Source organism: Streptomyces racemochromogenes, from assembly GCF_044129415.1.
In the GTDB taxonomy this organism is placed as follows: domain Bacteria; phylum Actinomycetota; class Actinomycetes; order Streptomycetales; family Streptomycetaceae; genus Streptomyces; species Streptomyces racemochromogenes_A.
Window position 1 is genome coordinate 1 of record NZ_JBBDHD010000118.1, and the last position, 20,056, is coordinate 20,056.

The 20,056-nt window shown below is 76.0% G+C and carries 16 protein-coding genes and 2 pseudogenes; 7 read left to right on the plus strand and 11 right to left on the minus strand.

Going from position 1 to position 20,056, the window contains the following annotated elements; all coding sequences use genetic code 11:
* The coding region (locus WDV06_RS29950; RefSeq protein WP_395512935.1) for a hypothetical protein at nucleotides 1-577 on the plus strand (577 nt) is incomplete at its 5' end.
* Between the two features lies 1 nt (nucleotide 578).
* Here the strand turns inward: WDV06_RS29950 and WDV06_RS29955 are convergent.
* The 4 genes from WDV06_RS29955 to WDV06_RS29970 form a co-directional block, all read right to left on the minus strand.
* Nucleotides 579-2,987, minus strand: a complete 2,409-nt coding sequence (locus WDV06_RS29955) for an excinuclease ABC subunit UvrA (protein ID WP_395512936.1) — start codon at nucleotides 2,985-2,987, stop codon at nucleotides 579-581.
* Between the two features lie 10 nt (nucleotides 2,988-2,997).
* Nucleotides 2,998-4,020, minus strand: a complete 1,023-nt coding sequence (locus WDV06_RS29960) for an LLM class flavin-dependent oxidoreductase (protein ID WP_395512937.1) — start codon at nucleotides 4,018-4,020, stop codon at nucleotides 2,998-3,000.
* A 100-nt stretch (nucleotides 4,021-4,120) separates the two neighbouring features.
* Nucleotides 4,121-4,624, minus strand: a complete 504-nt coding sequence (locus WDV06_RS29965; protein ID WP_395512938.1) for a phosphatase domain-containing protein — start codon at nucleotides 4,622-4,624, stop codon at nucleotides 4,121-4,123.
* A gap of 66 nt (nucleotides 4,625-4,690) precedes the next feature.
* Nucleotides 4,691-4,906: a dodecin gene (locus WDV06_RS29970; RefSeq protein ID WP_395512950.1), complete on the minus strand. Its 216-nt coding sequence runs from the start codon at nucleotides 4,904-4,906 to the stop codon at nucleotides 4,691-4,693.
* Nucleotides 4,907-5,069: 163 nt separating this feature from the next.
* On the opposite strand from WDV06_RS29970, the gene WDV06_RS29975 reads away from it, so the two are divergent.
* The 3 genes and pseudogenes from WDV06_RS29975 to WDV06_RS29985 all read left to right on the plus strand — a co-directional run.
* The gene (locus tag WDV06_RS29975; protein WP_395512939.1) at nucleotides 5,070-6,335 is read left to right on the plus strand and encodes an extracellular solute-binding protein; all 1,266 of its coding nucleotides are present in this window, start codon (nucleotides 5,070-5,072) and stop codon (nucleotides 6,333-6,335) included.
* A 201-nt stretch (nucleotides 6,336-6,536) separates the two neighbouring features.
* Nucleotides 6,537-7,358, plus strand: coding sequence for a GNAT family N-acetyltransferase (locus tag WDV06_RS29980; protein WP_395512940.1), 822 nt, complete (start codon nucleotides 6,537-6,539; stop codon nucleotides 7,356-7,358).
* Nucleotides 7,355-7,888, plus strand: a pseudogene (locus WDV06_RS29985) (lysophospholipid acyltransferase family protein); the annotation flags it as partial. The gene WDV06_RS29980 and the pseudogene WDV06_RS29985, both read left to right, overlap by 4 nt.
* A 338-nt stretch (nucleotides 7,889-8,226) precedes the next feature.
* Here the strand turns inward: WDV06_RS29985 and egtD are convergent.
* Genes egtD through egtA form a run of 4 tightly spaced genes read right to left on the minus strand, consistent with a single transcriptional unit; the run spans nucleotide 8,227 to nucleotide 12,696 of the window.
* Nucleotides 8,227-9,216 carry an L-histidine N(alpha)-methyltransferase gene (egtD, locus tag WDV06_RS29990; RefSeq protein WP_395512941.1) on the minus strand — a complete coding sequence of 330 codons (990 nt, stop codon included), beginning with the start codon at nucleotides 9,214-9,216 and terminating at the stop codon, nucleotides 8,227-8,229.
* Nucleotides 9,213-9,974, minus strand: coding sequence for an ergothioneine biosynthesis protein EgtC (gene egtC / locus WDV06_RS29995; protein ID WP_395512942.1), 762 nt, complete (start codon nucleotides 9,972-9,974; stop codon nucleotides 9,213-9,215). Before egtC ends, egtD begins: the two co-directional genes overlap by 4 nt.
* A complete protein-coding gene (gene egtB / locus WDV06_RS30000; protein WP_395512943.1) occupies nucleotides 9,974-11,296 on the minus strand; it encodes an ergothioneine biosynthesis protein EgtB in 1,323 nt (440 codons plus the stop codon). The genes egtC and egtB overlap by 1 nt, the downstream gene beginning before the upstream one ends.
* The gene (gene egtA / locus WDV06_RS30005; RefSeq protein WP_395512944.1) at nucleotides 11,293-12,696 is read right to left on the minus strand and encodes an ergothioneine biosynthesis glutamate--cysteine ligase EgtA; all 1,404 of its coding nucleotides are present in this window, start codon (nucleotides 12,694-12,696) and stop codon (nucleotides 11,293-11,295) included. Before egtA ends, egtB begins: the two co-directional genes overlap by 4 nt.
* 107 nt (nucleotides 12,697-12,803) lie before the next feature.
* Between egtA and WDV06_RS30010 the strand changes: the two genes are divergently transcribed.
* A complete protein-coding gene (locus WDV06_RS30010) occupies nucleotides 12,804-13,631 on the plus strand; it encodes a TIGR02452 family protein (RefSeq protein WP_395512945.1) in 828 nt (275 codons plus the stop codon).
* Nucleotides 13,632-13,973: 342 nt separating this feature from the next.
* On the opposite strand, the gene WDV06_RS30015 is transcribed toward WDV06_RS30010, so the two are convergent.
* Complete coding sequence (locus WDV06_RS30015) at nucleotides 13,974-14,438, minus strand: type II toxin-antitoxin system PemK/MazF family toxin (RefSeq protein ID WP_395512946.1); 465 nt, start codon at nucleotides 14,436-14,438, stop codon at nucleotides 13,974-13,976.
* 350 nt (nucleotides 14,439-14,788) lie between these two features.
* Here WDV06_RS30015 and WDV06_RS30020 point away from each other — a divergent pair, with 350 nt between their 5' ends.
* Nucleotides 14,789-16,279 (plus strand): cellulose binding domain-containing protein, encoded by a 1,491-nt coding sequence (locus WDV06_RS30020; RefSeq protein WP_395512947.1) that lies wholly within the window; start codon nucleotides 14,789-14,791, stop codon nucleotides 16,277-16,279.
* On the opposite strand, the gene WDV06_RS30025 is transcribed toward WDV06_RS30020, so the two are convergent.
* Nucleotides 16,276-17,553, minus strand: coding sequence for a pyroglutamyl peptidase (locus tag WDV06_RS30025; protein ID WP_395512948.1), 1,278 nt, complete (start codon nucleotides 17,551-17,553; stop codon nucleotides 16,276-16,278). The genes WDV06_RS30020 and WDV06_RS30025 overlap by 4 nt on opposite strands.
* A 308-nt stretch (nucleotides 17,554-17,861) precedes the next feature.
* Nucleotides 17,862-19,288, minus strand: a pseudogene (locus tag WDV06_RS30030) (amidase).
* A gap of 186 nt (nucleotides 19,289-19,474) precedes the next feature.
* Here WDV06_RS30030 and WDV06_RS30035 point away from each other — a divergent pair.
* Entirely contained in the window at nucleotides 19,475-19,882 is a 408-nt protein-coding gene (locus WDV06_RS30035; protein ID WP_395512949.1) for a YciI family protein, read from the plus strand.
* The last annotated feature ends 174 nt before the right edge of the window (nucleotides 19,883-20,056 follow it).

Sequence of the window (20,056 nt, forward strand, 5' to 3'; positions counted from 1 at the left end):
GGCCGGGTGCGCGCGCCGGGAGCACCCCGCCCCCGCGCCGGGCCCGCGGCCGCCCGCCGGGGACGCCCTCGTCATGGTGATCCCGCACGCGGAGAAGCCGTACGCCGGGGCCGCCGGGGAGGACGACGAGGGCAACGAGGACCCCGGCTCCCTCGCCGGGCGCGGCCGCCGCCGGGCCGAGGAACTGCTCCGCCTCTTCGGCCCGGGCCACGGCGCCCCCCTGCCCCGGCCCGCCGCGCTGTTCGCCACCGGGGGACCGCGGTCCGCCCCCGCCCGCTGCCGGCAGACCCTGGGGCCCCTGGCCGCCGCCCTGCGGATCCCCGTGCACGACCGGTTCGCGCTCGGCGCCGAGTCCGGCGCGGCCCGGGCCGTCCTGGCCGCCCCGGCGCCCGTCCTGCTGTGCTGGGAGCCCGCCGGGATCCCCCGCCTCGTCCACGCCCTCGGCGCCCAGCCGGTCCGGGGGCTGCCCGCGGCCTGGCCGGACCGCAGCGACCTCGTCTGGACCCTCACCCGCAGCCGCGGGACCTGGTCCTTCCGCGAACTCCCGCAGCGCCTCCTGCCCGGGGACGCGCAGTGACCTACCGTGCGAGCGCCCGTGCCAGGTAGGGGGCCGTACGGCCGGCGGCCGACGCGGCCACCTCCGCCGGTGTCCCGCAGGCCGTGATCCTGCCCCCTTCCGTGCCGCCGCCCGGCCCCAGGTCGATCACCCAGTCGGCACCCGCCACGACCTCCATGTCGTGCTCCACGACCACCACCGAGTGGCCCGCGTCCACCAGCCCGTGCAACTGCCGCAGCAGCACCCGCACATCGGCCGGGTGCAGCCCCGTCGTCGGCTCGTCCAGCAGGTACAGGGTGTGGTCCCGGCGCGTGCGCTGGAGCTCCGTCGCCAGCTTGATCCGCTGGGCCTCGCCGCCCGACAGCTCCGTGGCCGGCTGCCCCAGCCGCAGATAGCCCAGACCGATCTCCTCCAGCGCCCGCAGGCTGCCCGCCGCCGCCGGAACCTCCGCGAAGAACCCCGCCGCCGCCTCCACCGTCAGCCCCAGCACCTCCGCGATGTTCAGCCCCGCGTGCCGCACCTCCAGGGTCTCCGCGTTGTACCGGGCACCGGCGCACTCCGGGCAGGGAGCGTACGTACTGGGCAGGAACAGCAGCTCCACCGAGACGAAGCCCTCGCCCTGGCAGGTCTCGCAGCGGCCGCCCGGCACGTTGAAGGAGAACCGGCCCGCCTTCCAGCCGCGCGCCCGGGCCTGCGGGGCCGCCGTGAACAGCTTGCGCACCACGTCGAACAGCCCGGTGTAGGTGGCCAGGTTGGAGCGCGGCGTCCGCCCGATGGGCTTCTGGTCCACCTCCACCAGCCGGCGCACCGGGAAGTCCGGCTCGGCCAGCCGTCCGGCCACCTCCTGCGCCAGTACCCGTCCCACCAGGGTGGACTTCCCGGACCCCGACACCCCGGTGACGGCGGTGAACACCCCGAGCGGGAACTCCGCCGTCAGGTCGCGGAGGTTGTGCCGCCGGACGCCCGCCAGCCGGACCGAGGCGGTGGCGGTGCGCACCGGCCGCGGTCCGCCGTCGGACGGGGGCCCGGCGAACAGGTGCCGGGCGGTCGCCGACTCCGCGACCCCGGCCAGACCCCCGGGCGGCCCGCTGTACAGCACCCGGCCGCCGTGCTCGCCGGCCAGCGGGCCGACGTCCACCAGCCAGTCCGCGCGCCGCACGACGTCCAGGTGGTGCTCCACCACGAACACGGTGTTCCCCGCCGCCTTGAGCCGCTCCAGCACGCCCAGCAGCGCCTCCGTGTCGGCCGGGTGCAGCCCCGCCGACGGCTCGTCCAGGACGTACACCACCCCGAACAGCCCGGACCGCAGCTGCGTCGCCAGCCGCAGCCGCTGGAGTTCGCCCGCCGACAGGCTCGGCGCGGTCCGGTCCAGGCTCAGGTAGCCCAGCCCCAGTTCCGTGACCGGCGCGATCCGTGCCCGCAGGTCCGCCGTCAGCACCCGCGCCGCCTCCGTGGCCGGCTCCGCCGCCGCCAGTACGCCGTCCAGCTCGGCCAGCGGCAGGGCCGCCAGCTCCGCGATGTCGCGGCCCGCGAAGGTCACCGCCAGGGCCTCCGGCCGCAGCCGCCGCCCTCCGCACACGGGGCACGGGGCGTCGGTGAGGAACTTCTCGGCGCGGGCCCGCAGAGTGGCGCTCCGGGTGTCGGAGAAGGTCCGCATGACGTACCGGTGGGCACTCATGTACGTGCCCTGGTAGGGGCGTTGGATCCGGTCCGCATCCCGCACCGGGTGCACCGTCACCACCGGCTGCTCCTCGGTGAACAGGATCCACTCCCGCTCCGCGGGCGGCAGCTCCCGCCAGGGCCGGTCCACGTCGTGGCCGAGCACCTCCAGGATGTCGCGCAGGTTCTTGCCCTGCCAGGCCCCCGGCCAGGCAGCGATGGCACCCTGACGGATCGACAGGCTCGGATCCGGGACGAGGAGTTCCTCGCTGGTGCGGTGGATCCGGCCCAGTCCGTGGCAGGAAGGGCAGGCCCCGGAGGCCGTGTTGGGGGAGAAGGAGTCCGAATCCAGCCGCTCGGCGCCCGGGGGGTGGTCCCCGGCCCGGGAGAAGAGCATCCGCAGGGAGTTGGAGAGCAGGGTGACCGTCCCGACCGAGGAGCGCGAGCCCGGGGAGGAGCGGCGCTGTTCCAGGGAGACGGCGGGCGGCAGCCCGGTCACCGAGTCCACCGCGGGCGCGCCGATCTGGTGGATCAGGCGCCGGGCGTACGGGGCGACGGACTCGAAGTACCGCCGCTGGGCCTCGGCGTAGAGGGTGCCGAAGGCCAGGGAGCTCTTTCCGGAGCCGGACACCCCGGTGAAGACGGTCAGGGTGTCGCGCGGGATGTCCACGTCCACCCCGCGCAGGTTGTGCTCCCGGGCGCCGCGGACCCGTACGCAGGGGTCGAGCGCGTCCCGGGCGGCGGCGGGGGCATCGGGGGAAGTCGGGTGCATTCGCCCCAGTTTAGTGGTGTACGGGAGCGGGCGGGGACGCCTGGGAGAGGCCGGCGACGCGCGACAGGCGGCGGAAGGAGTCCAGCAGGGCCGTCCGGTCGTACGTGGAGGTGGTGACCAGCAGCTCGTCGGCACCGGTGGACTCCGCCAGCCCGGCCAGCTCGGCCGCGACCTGTTCCTCCGTACCCGCGATGTGCCCGGCGAGGGCGGCCTCGTAGAGCTCACGCTCCTTGGGCCCCGGCTCCAGGGCCTCGACCTCCTCGGCCGGCCGCAGGGGCGGGAAGCTGCCCCGGGTCCGCGAGTACGCGAGGGACCAGGCCTCGGGGAGCAGGATCCGCCGCGCCGCCTCCTCCGTCTGCGCGACCGCCACCGTCCCGGAGACGACCACGTAGGGTGCGGAGCCCCACGCGGACGGCCGGAACTGCGCGCGGTAGGCCGCGACCGCCTCCGCCACCCGACTGCGGGAGCGCAGGTCTCCCACCACCACGGGAAGCCCCGCCCGGGCGGCGATCGGAGCCCCCGCGCCGGTGGCCAGCACGAAGGGCGGGATCCGCAGCCCCTCCGCCGGACGGGCGTGCACGTCGGGGTGGGCCCGCTGGCTGCCGTCGAACCAGCCCAGCAGCTCGGTGAGCTGCTCCTCGAACCGGTCGGCGTCCCCGGCGCCGCGGCCCAGGGCGCGCCGGATCCCGCCGGTGAAGCCGACCGAACGGCCGAGGCCCATGTCGATCCGGCCCGGGAACAGCGCCTCCAGCACCCCGAACTGCTCGGCGACCACCAGCGGCTGGTGGTTGGGCAGCATCACCCCGCCCGTGCCGACCCGGATCCGCCGGGTGGCGGCCGCCACAGCCGCGGCCAGGACGGTGGGGGCGGAACCGGCGACCCCGGGCACGCCGTGGTGCTCCGACACCCAGAAGCGGTGGTAGCCGAGCTCCTCCGCGGCGCGTGCCAGCTCCACGGTGTCGCGCAGCGCCTGCGCGGCGGGGTGTCCCTCACGGACGCGGGACCGGTCGAGGATCGAGATTCTGCGGATCACACCCCTTCCAACGCCCCGCGTCCGCGAGGATTCCCCGGACCGTCGGCTTCCGGCCCCGTACGGGCACTCGCGGTTCGGACAACCGGGGCGGCTGCGGCCCTCAGGTCCGGCTGCCGCCCTCGCTCTCCTGGGCCCTCTTGAGCTCCGCCGACTGCGCGGCCCAGTCCGCCAGCAGCACCTCGAAGCCGGCCGCGCGCGCCGCCTGGCAGACCAGCTGGTCGTCGTCCACCAGAACCCGCACCTCACGGCCCCGCGCGATCCGCTGGAGCACCTCCAGCTTGGTCTGCCGGGCCGGCCGCCGGTCGCGGTCGCCGCGCATCCACACCCGGCCCTCGGGCAGCCCGTGCCGGGTCAGCCAGTCGGTGGTGTCCGCCCGGCAGCGCTCCGGCCGGCCGGTCAGGTACACCACCTCGCAGTCGGCCGCGCTCTCCACCGCCAGGGCCACGCCGCGCGGGAGCGGCGGGTCGGCCGGGGCCGCGCCGAAGAAGCCGTCCCAGTCGCGGGGCCGGCGCTCCAGGAAGTGCTGGCGGTGGCCGGTGTCGGCCAGGGTGTTGTCGATGTCGAAGACGGCCAGCGGACGGCGCGGTGCGGTGGTCTCGGTCATGGCCGTCAGCCTAGGTCGTGCCGTGCGGCCGGGGGAGGGCCGGGTCCGCGCCGGCCCTTCGGCCCGTCAGTCCTCGCCGTCGAGGCGGAAGCCCACCTTCAGTCCGACCTGGTAGTGCGCGATCTGCCCGTCCTCGATGTGCCCGCGCACCTGCGTGACCTCGAACCAGTCCAGATTGCGCAGGGTCTGGCCGGCGCGCGTGATCCCGTTCCGGATGGCCTGATCGATGCCCTCGGGGGAGGTGCCGACGATCTCGGTCACCCGGTAGGTGTGGTTGGACATGGGGGTCTCCCGCTGGTTGTCGCTTTTGCCTGGTTCCACGGTGCCCCAGTAAGCCCGGGTCCGCGAACTTTGCGCGAACAATCCCGTCGGAAGGCCCCTTGACCGGACCATTGGTCTATGCCAATTTCAAGCCATCTGAGACCCAGCCCAGAAGGTGACCCTCGTGAAGAAGCGCTTCCTCGCCGTGTGCACGGCCCTCGTGGCCGCCACCGCCCTGACCGCCGGCTGCGGCAGTCTGGCCGGATCGGACGGCGGGTCCGAGAAGGTGACGCTCTGGCTGATGAAGGGCAGCGCCTCGGACGCGTTCATCGAGAGGTTCACCGCCGACTTCGAGAAACAGCACCCCGGCACCGACCTGGACGTCAGGATCCAGGAGTGGAAGGGCATCGGCGACAAGGTCAACGCCGTCCTCTCCGGCAAGGGCACGGACCACGCCGACGTCATCGAGGTCGGCAACACCCAGGTGGCCCAGTACGTCGAGACCGGCGGCCTCTCCGAGCTCACCCTGGAAGGCCTGCGCGTATGGGGCAGCAAGGACTGGCTCCGGGGCCTCTCCGACCCGGGCAGCGTCAACGGGGCCCAGTACGGCGTCCCGTGGTACGCGGCCAACCGGGTGGTGATCTACAACAAGGACCTCTTCGCCAACGCCGGGATCAAGACCCCGCCCCGGAGCCGCCAGGAGTGGATGGCCGCCACCCAGAAGCTCGACAAGGGCGAGCAGCAGGGCATCTACCTCCCCGGCCAGAACTGGTACGTCCTCGCCGGCTTCGTCTGGGACGAGGGCGGCGAGCTCGCCGCCGAGACGGGCGGCCAGTGGGTCGGGGCCCTCGACGACGAGAAGGCCCTGGCCGGGATGGACTTCTACAAGCAGCTCCAGGCCCTCGGGAAGGGACCGAAGAACGCCGACGAGGAGACACCCCCGCAGGCCGAGGTCTTCGCCCGCGGCCAGGTCGCCCAGATCATCGCCCCGCCCGGGCAGGCGGCCCAGATCGAGGCGGCCAACCCCGCGCTCAAGGGCAGGCTCGGCTACTTCCCCATCCCCGGCAAGACCCCCGAGAAGGCCGGGGCCGTCCTCACCGGCGGCTCCGACCTGATCATCCCCGAGAGGACGGCGAACCGGGCCCGCGCCGTCGACCTCATCACGGCCCTGGTCAGCGAGAAGTGGCAGACCGAGCTCGCCCGCACCATGAGCTACGTCCCCAACAAGACCACCCTCGCCCGGGTGGTCGAGGGCAACGAGGGCGCCGCCGCGATGGCCGCCGGAGCCGCCCAGGGCCGGGCCACCCCCAAGTCCGGGCGCTGGGCCGAGGTCGAGGCCAAGAACCCGATCAAGCCCTACATGACGGCCGTGCTCACCGGCCAGGACCCCCGGCAGGCGGCGAAGACGGCCTCGGAGGCCATGGGGCAGATCCTCAACTCCGACCGCTGAGCCCGGTGGGCGAACCCGCGGTCCGCTGATCCGGCGGGCCGCTGAGCTGGGCGCCGGGCCCGCCACGGTCCGCCGAGTTCAGCGTCCGCACATCCGGGGGCCGTAGAGCGGTCATGTCGAATCCAGCCGGTCACGGAAGAAGTAGAGGAGCCGGGCCCGCCACCCGCGGCCCGGCTCCCCGTGCCCGGACCAGGAGCAGCCATGACCATCGCCCCCCTGTCCCCGTCCCCCCTCGCACCCGCAGTCCCGGCCGTCCCCACCCCGGCCCCCGCCGCCCCCACCGCCTCCTCCGCCCCCCGGTACACCGTCCGCCTCGCCCGCGACGAGACCGAGGTCCGCGCCGCCCAGCGGCTGCGCCACCAGGTCTTCGCCGGAGAGCTCGGCGCCCGCCTCGACGGCCCCGAGCCGGGCCTGGACTCCGACGCCTTCGACGCCTACTGCGACCACCTCCTGGTCCTCGACGAGGAGACCGGCCAGGTCGTCGGCACCTACCGGCTGCTGCCCCCGGAGCGCGCCGCCGTCGCCGGACGCCTCTACTCCGAGGGCGAGTTCGACCTCTCCGCCCTCGCCCCGATCCGCCCCGACCTGGTCGAGGTCGGCCGCTCCTGCGTCCACCCCGACCACCGCAACGGCGCCGTCATCGCCCTGATCTGGGCCGGCCTCGCCCGCTACATGGAGCGCACCGGCCACAACTGGCTCGCCGGGTGCTGCTCGATACCGCTCGCCGACGGCGGGGTGCTGGCGGCCGCCACCCGCGAGACCGTCCTGGCCCGCAACCTCGCGCCCGAGGAGTACCGGGTCACCCCGCACCACCCGTGGAGCCCCGCCGGCGTCACCCTCCCCGGCACCCGCCTGGAGCTGCCGCCCCTGCTGCGCGGCTACATCCGCCTCGGCGCCTGGGTCTGCGGGGAGCCGGCCCTCGACGCCGGGTTCGGCTGCGCCGACCTGTACGTCCTGCTCTCCCTGCGCCGGACCAACCCGCGCTACCTCAACCACTTCCTCTCGCTCGCCCCGTCGGCATGAGCAACTGGCTGCTCCCCACGGCTCCCTGCACCCCGCAAGACTGCGCCGGCCACCCGGGCCCGGCCGCCGGCGTCCCCCGCGCGGTGCTCCGGCTCGCCGGCGCCCTCACGCTGGTCCTGCTCGCCGTCCCGGCCGCCCCGCCGGTGCGGCTGCTGCCCGCCCGGCCCCGGCGCGCCCTGATCCGGGCCTGGTCCACCGCGCTCCTGCGGTCCCTGGGGATACGGATCACCGTGCACGGCACCCCCGGCCCGGACGGGGGCCGGCTGGTCGTCGCCAACCACGTCTCCTGGACCGACATCCCGCTCGTCGCCGCCGCCCTGCCCAGCCGGATGCTGGCCAAGAGCGAGATCGGCGCCTGGCCGGTGCTCGGCCGCCTCGCCGCCCGGGCGGGCACCCTGTTCATCGAGCGGGACCGGCTGCGGGCCCTGCCCCGGACCGTGGAGACCATCGCCCGGGCCCTCGCGGCCGGGGACCGGGTCACCGTCTTCCCCGAGGGCTGCACCTGGTGCGGGCGCACCCAGGGCCCCTTCCGGCGGGCCGCGTTCCAGGCGGCACTCGACGCGCGGGTGCCCGTACAGCCCGTCCGGATCGCCTACCGGCTGGCGGACGGGCGGTTCGCCGGTGCGCCCGCCTTCGTCGGCGACGACACGCTGACCGCCTCCCTCTGGCGGATCGCCCGCGCCCGCGGGGTACGCGCCGAGGTGCGGCTGCTGCCCCGGATCCCCGCGGGCCGCCACGCCGGCCGGCGGGAACTGGCGGCGGCGGCGCAGCGGGCGGTCCTCGGGACGGGCGAACCGGAGCGGACGCCACTGGCGGGCGTACCCGCGCAGCAACGCCCGCCCCACGCCCCGGCCCGGCCCGCCCCGGCTCAGTCCACGGCGTCCGAGTCCACCGAGCCGTCCGCCACCGACAGCGACAGCGCGAAACGGCCCGCCGAGTCCGTCCACCAGTGGGCCAGCTCCAGCCCCGCCTCGGCGAGTTCCTTCCGCACCCCCTCATGACGGAACTTCGCCGAGATCTCCGTCAGGATCTCCTCGCCCTCCTCGAACGGCACCACCAGGTCCAGCGCCCGGATCTTCACCGTCACGGCCGACCGGGCCCGCAGCCGCATCTCGATCCACTCGTGCTCCCGGTTCCACACCGCCACGTGCTCGAAGTCGGCGGTGTGGAAGTCCGCCCCCAGTTCCCGGTCGATGACGGCCAGCACGTTCTTGTCGAACTCCGCCGTCACCCCCTGCGCGTCGTCGTACGCCGCCACCAGCACGGCCTCGTCCTTCACCAGGTCCGTGCCCATCAGCAGCGCGTCCCCGGGCGACAGCATCGCCCGTACGGACGCCAGGAACACCGCCCGCTCCGCCGGCAGCAGGTTCCCGATCGTGCCGCCCAGGAAGACCACCAGCCTCGGCCCGGGTGAGTCCGGCAGGTGCAGCGGAGCCGTGAAGTCGGCCAGCAGCGCGTGCACGTTCAGCCCCGGATGCGCCTCCAGCAGGGACTCGGCCGCCCCGGTCAGGGCGCTCTCGCTGACGTCCACCGGGACGTACGTCTCCAGCGCGGGCAACGCCTCGATCAGGTGCCGGGTCTTCTCCGAGGAGCCGGAGCCCAGCTCCACCAGAGTGCGCGCCCCGCTCACCGCCGCGATCTCCCGGGCCCGCTCCAGCAGGATCTCCCGCTCGGCGCGCGTCGGATAGTACTCCGGCAGCCGGGTGATCTCCTCGAAGAGCTCGCTGCCCCGGGCGTCGTAGAACCACTTGGGCGGCAGCTCCTTGGGAACGCGGGTCATCCCCCGCAGGACGTCCTTGCGCAGCGCCCTGTCGGCGGCGTGCTCGTCGAGGGTCCGGGTCATCTGGAAGACGCTCACGGGGTGCTCTCCTTGAGGGGGATCAGGGCGACCCGCGTGCGGGTGGCGGTCAGCAGGGTCCGGTCCGGCACCTCGCACCAGCCGGGATCGTCGTCGTACGGTTCGGACGCCACCACCACCCGCTCCCCCGAGGGGTGGGAGGGCAGGTACCAGAGGGAATCGCCCCAGGCGGTGGCGGCGATCGAGGCGCCGTCGGTGAGCAGCAGGTTCAGCCGGGAGCCGGGAGCGGCGGCGGCCAGTTCGCGCACCGCCTCCGCCAGGGCCGTGCCCGGGTCGTCGCCCTGGCGCAGCCGGTGCAGCACCAGGGCCCACACCAGCGCCGAGTCGGTGCGCGCGGCCAGCTCCAGCAGCGCGTGGGCCGGCAGGGCCTCGGCGAGCGGCGCCGCCGCGTCCGGCCAGCCCCGTACCGCGCCGTTGTGGCTGAACAGCCAGGGCCCCGAGGCGAACGGCGCCGCCGCGGCCTCCGCGTCGGCCCCGGCGAAGGTGGCGTCCCGCACGGCGGCCAGCACGGCCCCGCTGCGCACCACCCGGGCGAGGTCGGCGAAGCCCTCGTCCCCCCAGACGGGCCCGGCACGCCGGTAGCGGGCCGGGACCGGGTCCCCGGGCGCGTACCAGCCCACGCCGAACCCGTCGGCGTTGACGGTGCCGTACCGCTGGCGGCGCGGCGCCCACGACTGCCGCACGAGCGAGTGCCCGGGATCGGCCAGTACCGTACCCAGGGGTATCTCCGGCCCCAGGTAGGCCAGGTGGCGGCACATCAGGCGTCCCGCGCGGTGCGGAAGCCGGAGAAGATCTGCCGGCGCACCGGCAGGTCCCAGTTGCGGAAGGTGCCCCGGCAGGCGACCGGGTCCACCGCGAAGGAGCCGCCCCGCAGCACCTTGTGCTCCGGGCCGAAGAACACCTCCGAGTACTCCCGGTACGGGAACGCCCGGAACCCGGGGTACGGAAGGAAGTCCGAGGCGGTCCACTCCCACACGTCGCCGATCAGCTGGCGCACCCCCAGCGGGGAGGCCCCGGCCGGGTAGCAGCCCGCGCGGGCCGGGCGCAGGTGGCGCTGGCCCAGGTTGGCGTGGCCGGGAGACGGGTCGGCGTCGCCCCAGGGGTAGCGGCGGGAGCGGCCCGTGGCAGGGTCGTGGCGGGCCGCCTTCTCCCACTCCGCCTCGGTGGGCAGCCGGCGCCCCGCCCAGCGGGCGTAGGCGTCGGCCTCGTACCAGCTCACGTGCAGAACCGGTTCGTCGTCGGGCACCGGCTCGGTCACCCCGAACCGGCGGCGCAGCCACTGGCCGGCCTCGCGCCGCCAGAACAGCGGGGCCCCGATGCCGTGGGCGCGGATCTGCTCCCAGCCCTCGGCCGCCCACCAGCGGGGGTCCGTGTAGCCGCCGTCCGCGATGAAGGCCTGGTAGGCGGCGTTGGTGACCGGCACCGTGTCGATCCGGAAGGCGGCGACCTCCCGCACGTGCGCGGGCCGTTCGTTGTCCAGCGCCCACGGCTCGGCCGAGGTGCCCATGGTGAACGGGCCCGCCGGCACCAGGACTTCGGGTGCGGCCGGCGGCGGCCCCTGCGGGGGCTCCGGATCCGGTGCGGCCAGGACGGCGTCGCCCGCGCGCAGCTGGTGGGTGATCAGCATGGTCTCGTCGTGCTGCTGCTCGTGCTGGGCGATCATCCCGAAGACGAAGCCGTGGTCGAGCAGGGCCGTCCCCTCCAGCGGGGTGCGGTCGAGCAGGTCGAACACCCGTCCGCGGACCTCGGCCGCGTACCCACGGGCCTCCTGCGGGCCCAGCAGGGGCAGGTTCGGCCGCTCGGCGCGCGGGTGCCGGAACGCGTCGTACAGGGGGTTGATCTCGGGACGCAGGAACTCCCGGCCGGCCACGTTGCGCAGCAGCCACAGCTCCTCCTGGTTCCCGATGTGCGCCAGGTCCCACACCAGCGGGGACATCAGGGGGGAGTGCTGCGCGGTCAGGTCCGGGTCGCTGACGACGTCGGTCAGCCCGGCGGTCCGGGCCCGCGCCGCGGTCAGGGCGGCCGCGGCCCGCTCGCGCAGCGCCTCGGGCCGGATCTCGGGGTGGGTCTCGGTGGTCACGGGCGCGGTCCCTTCGCGGCGGGCGGCCGGCGGCGGTGTGCCGCCGGGCCGGTGTGTTCCACGGCTGCCGGAGCGGCGCTCACGGCGGCCCGGGTGCGCCCGGCGACCAGGGCGTCGTCCGCGTCGTCGGCCGGGCAGCGGCCGCGCCGGACGTAGCGCTCGGCGAAGGCCCCGACCGCCCGGCGGACGGACGCGTCCGCTCCGAGCCGGGGCAGCGCCTCTTCGGCGGCCGCGAAGCAGGCCGTGGCCGCCGCCCGCAGGTCGGGGTCGGCCAGGGCGCTGCGGGCGGCCCTCCGCCACAGGGCGTTGCGGGGCGCGCGGTGGCCCCCGTACGCGTCGGCCAGCGCCTTCACCGCCCGGTAGGCGGTCTCGGCGGCCTCCGGGTCGTCGAACAGGGCGTGCACCACCGCCACCGGGACGATCCATCCGTCGTCGCCGGGCTGCGCGTCGATCATCCGCAGCTCCAGGTGGCCGCGCGGGCGCACGGGCGGGAACAGGGTGGTGAGGTGGTACTCCAGGTCCGCGGTGGTGGGCCGCCGGGAGGGGCCCGGGCCGCGGCCGTCCGCGCGCAGCCAGTCGCGGAAGGTGAGGCCGCGCGGCACCGCCCAGGGGCCGTCCCCGGGGCCGCGGACGCACATCACCTCGGTGTCCAGCGCGTGCCGCACCCAGGCGGCGCGGGGTTCGGCGTCCAGCGGTGGGGCCAGCGCGCGGCGCGGGTCGATGTCGCTCCAGATCCCCTGCCGGGCGCAGCGCCAGCCCTCGTACGGGCCGTCGCGGCCGGGGGAGTGGGCGAAGGCGGCCACCAGGACGGCGCCCAGCAGGTGGGCCAGCCGCCAGCGCCTGCCGTGCCCCAGCGGGCCCGGCTCCTCGTGGCCGGCGTCCACGCAGACCTGTACGGAGGCGGAGGCGCGCATCATGGCCCGGCCGGCGGGCCCGGTGCGGTCGAAGTAGGCCTCCATCGCGTCGTAGCGGGGGCTGGCCAGGAGGCGGCGCAGGGGCCTGCGGGGATCCTCGCCGAGGCCGTGGAGGACCAGGCCCCGCTCGCGCAGGGCGGCCCGTACGGCGGTGAGGTCGGCGCGGAGCCCGTCGACGCAGGCGGTGAGGGAGGCGGCGGGGGCGGAGCTGAGCTCCAGCTGCCCGCCGGGTTCGACGGTGACCCGGGAACCCAGGGGCAGGGCTCCGGCGGCGGCGTGGGCGGCGGTGAGGCGTTCGGGCGGAAGCGGCAGCCAGGGCCGTTCCGCGTCCAGGACCAGCCATTCGAGCTCGGCGCCGAGGGTGCGGGGCGGGCCGGTCTTGAAGCAGATGCCGTGGATCAGGTGCTCGGCGCCCGCCTCGTCGAGAGGGGTGTGGGCACGGTCCCCGGGACCGTGGACGGGGGGAGCGGGTGCGTTGTCGGACATGACCGGAACCTCGTCTCCTGTAGTCGGCCGTGACGTCACCCGTGCCTACCCGTCCTCGGGGTGGTAATTCCTTTGCCGCTTCCGGGCCTGCGGCCGAGGATGGCGGCGTGAGCAGCAGATTGCGCGAGATCGCGCGGGAGAACGCGCTGATCGTGGCGGCCGGCGGGTACCGGACGCGGTCGGGGCGGCAGGTCTCCCTCGCCGCGGACCTGGCGGAAGCCAAGGCCGGAACCAGAATATATGGGCCAAACCCGGTCATTCCAGACGGGGAGTCCGTCAGGGGGAGCCGTCGGACGGTCTTCGAGGTCACGGGGGAGAGCAGCACGGTCGCGGCGCGCCGCCTGGCGGGGGCAGCCGGCGCCCCGGGCGGGGTCGCGGTGCTGAACTTCGCCTCGGCCCGCAATCCCGGGGGCGGCTACGTCCGCGGGGCCAAGGCGCAGGAGGAGGCGCTGTGCCGGGCGTCGGCGCTCTACGAGACCCTGCTGGAGGCCCCGGAGTACTACGAGGCCCACCGCGCGCAGAGGAGCGCCTTCTACTCCGACCGGGTGATCCACTCGCCGGGGGTGCCGGTGTTCCGGGACGACCGGGGCGAGCTGCTGGAGACCCCGTTCCGGGCCGGGTTCCTCACCTCCCCGGCACCCAACGCGGGCACGATCCGCCGCCAGGAGCCGGAGCGGGCGCCGGAGATCCCGGCGGCCCTGGCCCGGCGCGCCGGCCGCGTGCTGGAGGTGGCCGTGCTGCACGGGTACCGGGGGCTGGTGCTGGGGGCCTGGGGGTGCGGGGTGTTCCGCAACGACCCGGCGGTGGTGGCGCAGGCCTTCCGCCGGACGCTGACCGGCCGCTTCGCGGGGGCCTTCGAGCACGTCATCTTCGCGGTCCTCGACCGCGACCCCGCCCCCCGCGAGGCCTTCGCCAAAGCCTTCGCGACCGCCTGAACGCGCCCCGCCCGGGGCTCGGCCCGGGCGCCTGAACGCGCCCCGCCCCGGGTTCGGCCGGGGCGCCTGAACCGCCCGCGGGTCGGGTTCGGCCGGGGCGCCTGAACCGCCCGCGGGTCGGGTTCGGCCGGGGCGCCTGGAGGGGGCCGTGCCTCAGGGTCGGGCTGGGCGCCTGAGTGAGCCCCCCGGGTTCGGTCCGAACGCCCGAAGGGGTCCCGCCTCAGGCTCGGCCCGGATGCCTGAACCGCCCGCGGGGCGGGTTCGGCCGGGGTGCCTGAGTGAGCCCCGCTCCGGGTTCGGTCCGGACGCCTGCGGGCCCCCGGTAGGGGGCCCGTCCGGTGGCTACTGCCAGCCGTAGCGCTGTCGCAGCCGCTCCACCACCAGGCCGAAGCGGGCCCGGTCCAGCGCGCAGGCCTCGCGCCGCATCCCCGCCTCGTGGACCCGCAGCACCCGGTCCACGTCCACCCACGACTCCCGCCCGGCGGAGTCCCAGGGGCCGGAGCCGATCGGGACCCACTCACGGTCGGCGTCGTGCCGCTTGCTGGACAGCTGCACGGCGAGCAGCGTCGAGCCGCCCGCCTCGCGCGCGACCACCAGCACCGGGCGGTCCTTGCCCCGCCCGTCGTTCTCTTCGAAGGGGACCCAGGTCCAGACGATCTCGCCCGGGTCCGGGTCCCCGTCCGGGTCGGGCGCGTACTCGGTGCGCACCGGCCCGATCGCGAGGGGATCCGCCTCGACGGTGGCGGCGAAGCCGTCCCGCCCGGGCTGCTCGACGTATCCGTTGCCGTGATGTGAAAGTGCCGTCATCCGGGCGAGGTTAGCGGTACGAGGTCCCGCGGCGGGCAACCCGGACCGCCGGGCGGGTGACGGCGGGACGCCCTGCCCGGCGGCGCCCGTCCGGACCGACGGTGCCCGCGGCCCGGCCCGGTCCCCGCGGATCACTTCGGCTCCCGGCGCCCGGGGATCGCGCGGGGCGCCGGTCCGAAGGGCGGCCGGGCGGGCTGCGGCAGCCCGCCCGGCCATTCTGATGGCGCGCTTACCGCTGCCTTAAGCGGAGCCTAAGCCTCGTTCAGCCCGTCCTGAAACGAACGATTGTCCGTTTCGGTGCCGCTAGCGTGCTGCCGCACCCCACTCCCCGGAACAGAGGCAGGCACGCCATGGGCAGCACCACCCGTCACCGTCGCAGGGCCGGCGCGAAGGCGAAGGTCACGGGCGCGATCGTGGTGGCGGCGGTGATCGGCGGCGCGGCCTTCGCGTTCTCCGGGACCGCGCAGGCCACCGCCGTCGGCGCCGTCTACACCACCTCCAGCTCGTGGAGCGGCGGTTACACGGGCCAGTACCTCATCACCAACGGCACCGGCCGCACCCAGGCCGACTGGACCCTGGAGTTCGACCTGCCCGCCGGCACCAGGATCGACTCGCTGTGGAACGGCGCCCACACCGTCACCGGGCAGCACGTCACCGTGAAGCCCGCGAGCTGGAACCGGGAGCTCGCGCCCGGGGCCTCCGTCACCGTCGGCTTCGTCGCGAGCGGGACCGGCGGACCCGGCAGCCCGAAGGGCTGCCTGATCAACGGCGTCAAGTGCTCGGTGGACCAGGGCGCGACCCCGCAGCCCAGCGGCCGGCCCACCACCCGCCCGACCCCGGTGCCGAGCACCTCGGCCGCCCCCACGGAGACGGCCACCGCCCCGGTCACTCCGACGGCGACGGCCACCGCCAAACCCACCGCGACCGCACCGGCACCGGCGCCCGGCGGCGGCGCCCGCTTCGCCCCGTACGTCGACACCTCCCTCTACCCGGCCTACGACCTGCTCGACACCGCGACGAGCACCGGCGTCAGGGAGTTCCACCTCGCCTTCGTCACCGCCGGCGCCGGCTGCACCCCGCTGTGGGGCGGCATCACCGACCTCGCGGCCGACAAGGTGGCCGGGCAGATCGGTGCGCTGCGTGCCCGGGGCGGCGACGTCCGGGTGTCCTTCGGCGGGGCCGCCGGCCGCGAGCTGGCGCTCAACTGCGCGAGCGCCGACGCACTCGCCGCGGCCTACGGGAAGGTGGTCGACCAGTACCGGCTGACCAAGGTCGACTTCGACATCGAGGGCGCGGCCCTGCCCGACACCGCCGCCAACACCCGCCGGGCACAGGCCATAGCCCGGCTGCAGAAGTCCCACCCGGGCCTGGACGTGGCCTTCACCCTGCCCGTGATGCCCGAGGGGCTGACCCAGCCGGGCGTGGCCCTGCTCGCCGACGCCCGCGCCAACGGGGTGCGGATCGGCTCCGTCAACATCATGGCGATGGACTACGGGCCCGCGTACGGCGGGGACATGGGGCAGTACGCGATCCAGGCCGCGACGGCCACCCAGGCCCAGCTCAAGGGGGTCCTCGGGCTGTCCGACCAGGCGGCCTGGAAGGCCGTGGCGGTCACCCCGATGATCGGCGTCAACGACGTCGCGTCGGAGGTCTTCTCGGTCTCCGACGCGACGCAGCTCGTGGACTTCGCCCAGGCGAAGGGCATCGGACGACTGGCCATGTGGTCCGCGGCCCGCGACCGGCAGTGCCCCGCGGGCACGCTGGACCACGCGGACGCCACCTGCAGTTCGGTCCTCCAGCAGCCGCTGGCCTTCACCAGGGCCTTCGGCGCCCTGCGTTAGTGCCCCGCGGGGCCGCCGGACGCGCGGAGCATCTCCAGCACCTGCGCCGTGATCGCGGCCTCGTTGCCCTCGAACTCCGGCCCGGTGAGCCGGTCCGCCTCGGCGGGCAGCCCGGTCAGGACGGGGGTGTGCAGGTGGCCGCCGGGCAGGCCGGGGCGCAGTTCCAGCCGGAGCCGGTTGGAGCGGTAGGCGACCTCGTTGGAGAGGTACCCGCCGCCCCCGCCCGCGACGGCGCGCGAACCGGGGGTCGGCCCGTCCTCGCGGTCCACCGGGGCGCTCCCGCCGGCCGGTATCTCGGTGACGGCCGTGTTGAGCCGTACGGGGTACGGGGCCTGGACGGTGGTCATGGCGTCCGTGGGCAGGCTGGTGCGCAGGAACTCCGCGCCGGGCCCCAGGCCCGGGGCGGTGGCCGGGTGTTCGGGCGTGCCGCCCGACAGGGCGCGGACGTTGTCCGGGTACGGGTCCGCGGAGCGGTTGCGGCCCGCCCAGGCCTCCAGGGTGAACAGACCGGGGTAGCCCTGGCTGATGCTGGTGATCATGTCGGCGGAGCGGGGGCCGGCCGCCAGCCGGGGTCCGTAGGCCCGCTCGACGATCCCGGCGTCGAAGTCGGCGTAGCGGACGGGCAGGACGACGGCGCGGATCTCGGCGGGGGTGCCGTCGGCCAGGGTGACGCGGCGGCCGTTGAGCTGGAGGGCGGCCGAGCCGGAGGGGTTGGCGCGGCGCAGTTCGGTGTCCAGGCCGAAGGGGTCGAAGCCGCTGACGAAGATCCGCCGTACGCCCCGGGTGCCGCGGAACTCGTTGGCGGTCAGACCGCGCGAGGCGTCCTCGAACCGGGACTTGAGCGCCGCCCGGTCCACCGGGAAGCCCGGCTGCCAGGCGTCGAGTTGCACGGTCATGGCGAGCCGCGTCCAGTACAGCGGCCGGTCGTCCCGGTCCGGCAGGTCACCGCCCGGCCGACGCCCCTGGGCCCGGTTGACGGCCGCCTGCCACAGGGCCTCGCCCCACGTGTCGAGCAGCCGCCGCGCCCCGGCGGCGTCCTGTACGCCGCACAGGGCGGCCGGGAAGCGGCGTACGAAGCCGTCGAACCCGGCCCGCTCGGGGAAGGCGGCCGCCCGGGGGTCGGACAGCCGGCCCTGCTCGGGGTCGGGCGCGAGGGAGGACCGCGCGCCGGCGGCGCAGGCGGACGCGCTGTCCGCGTGGGCGGTGGCGGCCGGCAGGAGGGTGGCGATCCCGAGGAGGGCGGCGGCGAGCGCCGTACGACGTAAGAGCATCATGCCGTGTGACATTACATAGCGGGCGCGGGGCCTGGGAGGCGACTTCAAGGCGGCACTGGGCGGGACCCCGGCCGAGAACGGCCGGGTCCCCGGCGCGGCCGGATCCGGCGCCGTGGCCCGGAACGGTCGGCCCGGGGCCGGCCCGCGCGGTGCCCCGAGGGCCGCGTCGGCTCGTCGCGGCTCGCCGTGGACGGTCCGGTCGGGGCGGGCCACGCCCTCGGCCGTCTACCGGGGCAGCGCCCCCGTGCGCCGTTCGCCGACGGCGGTGCACGAGCCGCGCACGGCCCGCCCGCCGGCGCCCCGCGCGCTCATGGCCTGCACCCCTCCGCCGGTCGGCCCGGCCCCGGCGGCCAGTGCGCCGCCCAGCCCTCCACCGCCTCCAGCTGGGCCGCCAGCGACAGCAGCCGCGGCTCCGAATCCGCCGGGCCCAGCAACTGGGCGCCGACCGGCAGCCCCTGCGGGGTGAAACCCGCCGGGACGCTGATGCCCGGCCACCCCAGGACGTTCCACGTCCAGGCGTACGGGCACGCCGCGATCATCGCCCGGTCCGTGGCCAGTGCCCCCTCCCCGCCAGGGCACCGATCCGCAGCGGGCCGTCGGCCGTCGTCGGGGTGAGCACCACGTCGAACCGGCCGAACAGCTCCCCGACCCGGCGGCGCAGCGCCCCCTCGGCCCGCCGCGAGACCCGCAGCACGGCGCCGCCCAGCAGGCGGCCCGTACGCGCCGCCCCCCGGGTTCGCGGGTCCAGCAGGCCGGGGTCGGGCGCCCGCGCCGCCAGCTCCCGTACGCCGGCGGTCGCGCGGGGCGCGAAGGCGAGGCCGATCGGACCGTAGCGGGGGTCCTCCGGGACCACCTCGTGGCCCAGCCCCTCCAGCCGTCCGGCCAGCCGCTCCACCGCCGAACGCACCACGGGGTCGCAGGACTTGCCGCCGGTCGCGGTGAAGGCCGTCGCGAAGGACAGTGCGATCCGCAGCCGGCCCGGGGCCCGCCCCGCCGCCTCCACCGCCGACACCGGCGCCGGGCGGTGCAGATCCCCGGCGGCCGGACCGCTCGCCGCGTCCAGCAGCAGCGCGGCGTCCGCCACCGTACGGGCCAGCACCCCGTTGACCGTGAGCCCGTGGAAGGCCTCCGGCTCCGGCCACGTGGAGATCCGCCCCCGCTGGGGCTTGACGCCCACCAGGTGCGTCCACGCCGCCGGGATGCGCACCGAGCCGGCCCCGTCGGAGCCGAGCGCCGCCGGGACCAGTCCGGCCGCCACGGCCGCCGCCGAACCGCCTGAGGAACCGCCCGGGGTGTACGCCGGGTCCCACGGGTTGCGCGTCTCGCCGAAGGCGGGCCCCTCGGTGAAGGGCCACTGGCCCAGCTCGGGCGTCTGCGTCTTGCCCACGACGACCGCCCCCGCCGCGCGCAGCCTGCGCACCGCCTCGCTGTCGGCCGGCTTCGGCGGGAAGTCCCCGGCGCACCCGAACGCCGTCGGCTCGCCGGCCACGTCCATGTCGTCCTTGACGGCGACGGGCACGCCCAGCAGCGGCAGCCGCTCCCCCCGGGCCAGTCGCCTGTCGGCTGCCTCCGCCTCGGCGAGCGCGGCTTCGGCGCGCACGATCCGGAAGGCGTTGAGGGAGGGCTGCGCCGCCGCGATCCGCGCGAGCGCCCGCTCCGTCAACTCCCGGGAACCCAACCGCCCCTCGGCCAGCGCCGTGGCCATCTCCCCGAGCCCTGAAACGGCGTCCGCCATCGACCGCCTCCCCCTACCGACCGGTAACACCGACGGTAGGGGGAAACGGGCCCGCGCGCACCCTCCCGCGCTCCGGGGCGGCCGGAAAAAAACTTCCCCGGGGATGTCGAGAACGCGCCGCCGGCTCCGTCCCCGGGGTGAACGCGGCCAGAATGGACGCGTCGGACCGGATCGAGGAGAACCGTCATGGCCAAGTACCTGCTGCTCAAGCACTACCGCGGCGCCCCGGCCCCCGACAACGACGTCCCCATGGACCGCTGGACCCCGCAGGAGGTATCCGACCACATCCGGTACATGCGCGACTTCGCGGCGAAGCTGGAGCAGACCGGCGAATTCGTCGACGCGCAGGCCCTGGCGCCCGAGGGCACCTGGGTCCGCTACGACGGCGAGGGGCGCCCGCCCGTCACCGACGGCCCGTTCGCCGAGACCAAGGACCTCATCGCCGGCTGGATGGTGATCGACGTCGACACCCGTGAGCGGGCCCTGGAACTCGCCGCCGAGCTGTCGGCGGCACCCGGCGCCGGCGGCCGGCCGATCCACGAATGGCTGGAGCTGCGCCCCTTCATGTCCGAGCCGCCCACGATCACGGAGTGACCGGCACCCGATGACCGCCCCCGCCCCGGGCTCCCGCCCCGCCCCGGACCCCGCGGTCCCGGGGGGGGGGGCGCCCCCCCCCGGCCGCGCCCCCCCCCCCCGGGGCGCCGCGCCCGGGGGGGGGGGGCGCCGCGGGGGGGGGGGGGGGGGGGCCGGGGGGGGGGGGGGGGGGGG

Bases quoted from the DNA above. Each gene is read 5' to 3' on its own strand.
- WDV06_RS30015 (WP_395512946.1), bottom strand. From the start codon at position 14,438: ATGACGGCACTTTCACATCACGGCAACGGATACGTCGAGCAGCCCGGG.
- WDV06_RS29965 (WP_395512938.1), bottom strand. From the start codon at position 4,624: ATGACCGAGACCACCGCACCGCGCCGTCCGCTGGCCGTCTTCGACATC.
- WDV06_RS30035 (WP_395512949.1), top strand. From the start codon at position 19,475: ATGGCCAAGTACCTGCTGCTCAAGCACTACCGCGGCGCCCCGGCCCCC.
- WDV06_RS30020 (WP_395512947.1), top strand. From the start codon at position 14,789: ATGGGCAGCACCACCCGTCACCGTCGCAGGGCCGGCGCGAAGGCGAAG.
- WDV06_RS29955 (WP_395512936.1), bottom strand. From the start codon at position 2,987: ATGCACCCGACTTCCCCCGATGCCCCCGCCGCCGCCCGGGACGCGCTC.
- WDV06_RS30025 (WP_395512948.1), bottom strand. From the start codon at position 17,553: ATGATGCTCTTACGTCGTACGGCGCTCGCCGCCGCCCTCCTCGGGATC.
- egtC (WP_395512942.1), bottom strand. From the start codon at position 9,974: ATGTGCCGCCACCTGGCCTACCTGGGGCCGGAGATACCCCTGGGTACG.
- WDV06_RS29980 (WP_395512940.1), top strand. From the start codon at position 6,537: ATGACCATCGCCCCCCTGTCCCCGTCCCCCCTCGCACCCGCAGTCCCG.
- egtA (WP_395512944.1), bottom strand. From the start codon at position 12,696: ATGTCCGACAACGCACCCGCTCCCCCCGTCCACGGTCCCGGGGACCGT.
- WDV06_RS29970 (WP_395512950.1), bottom strand. From the start codon at position 4,906: ATGTCCAACCACACCTACCGGGTGACCGAGATCGTCGGCACCTCCCCC.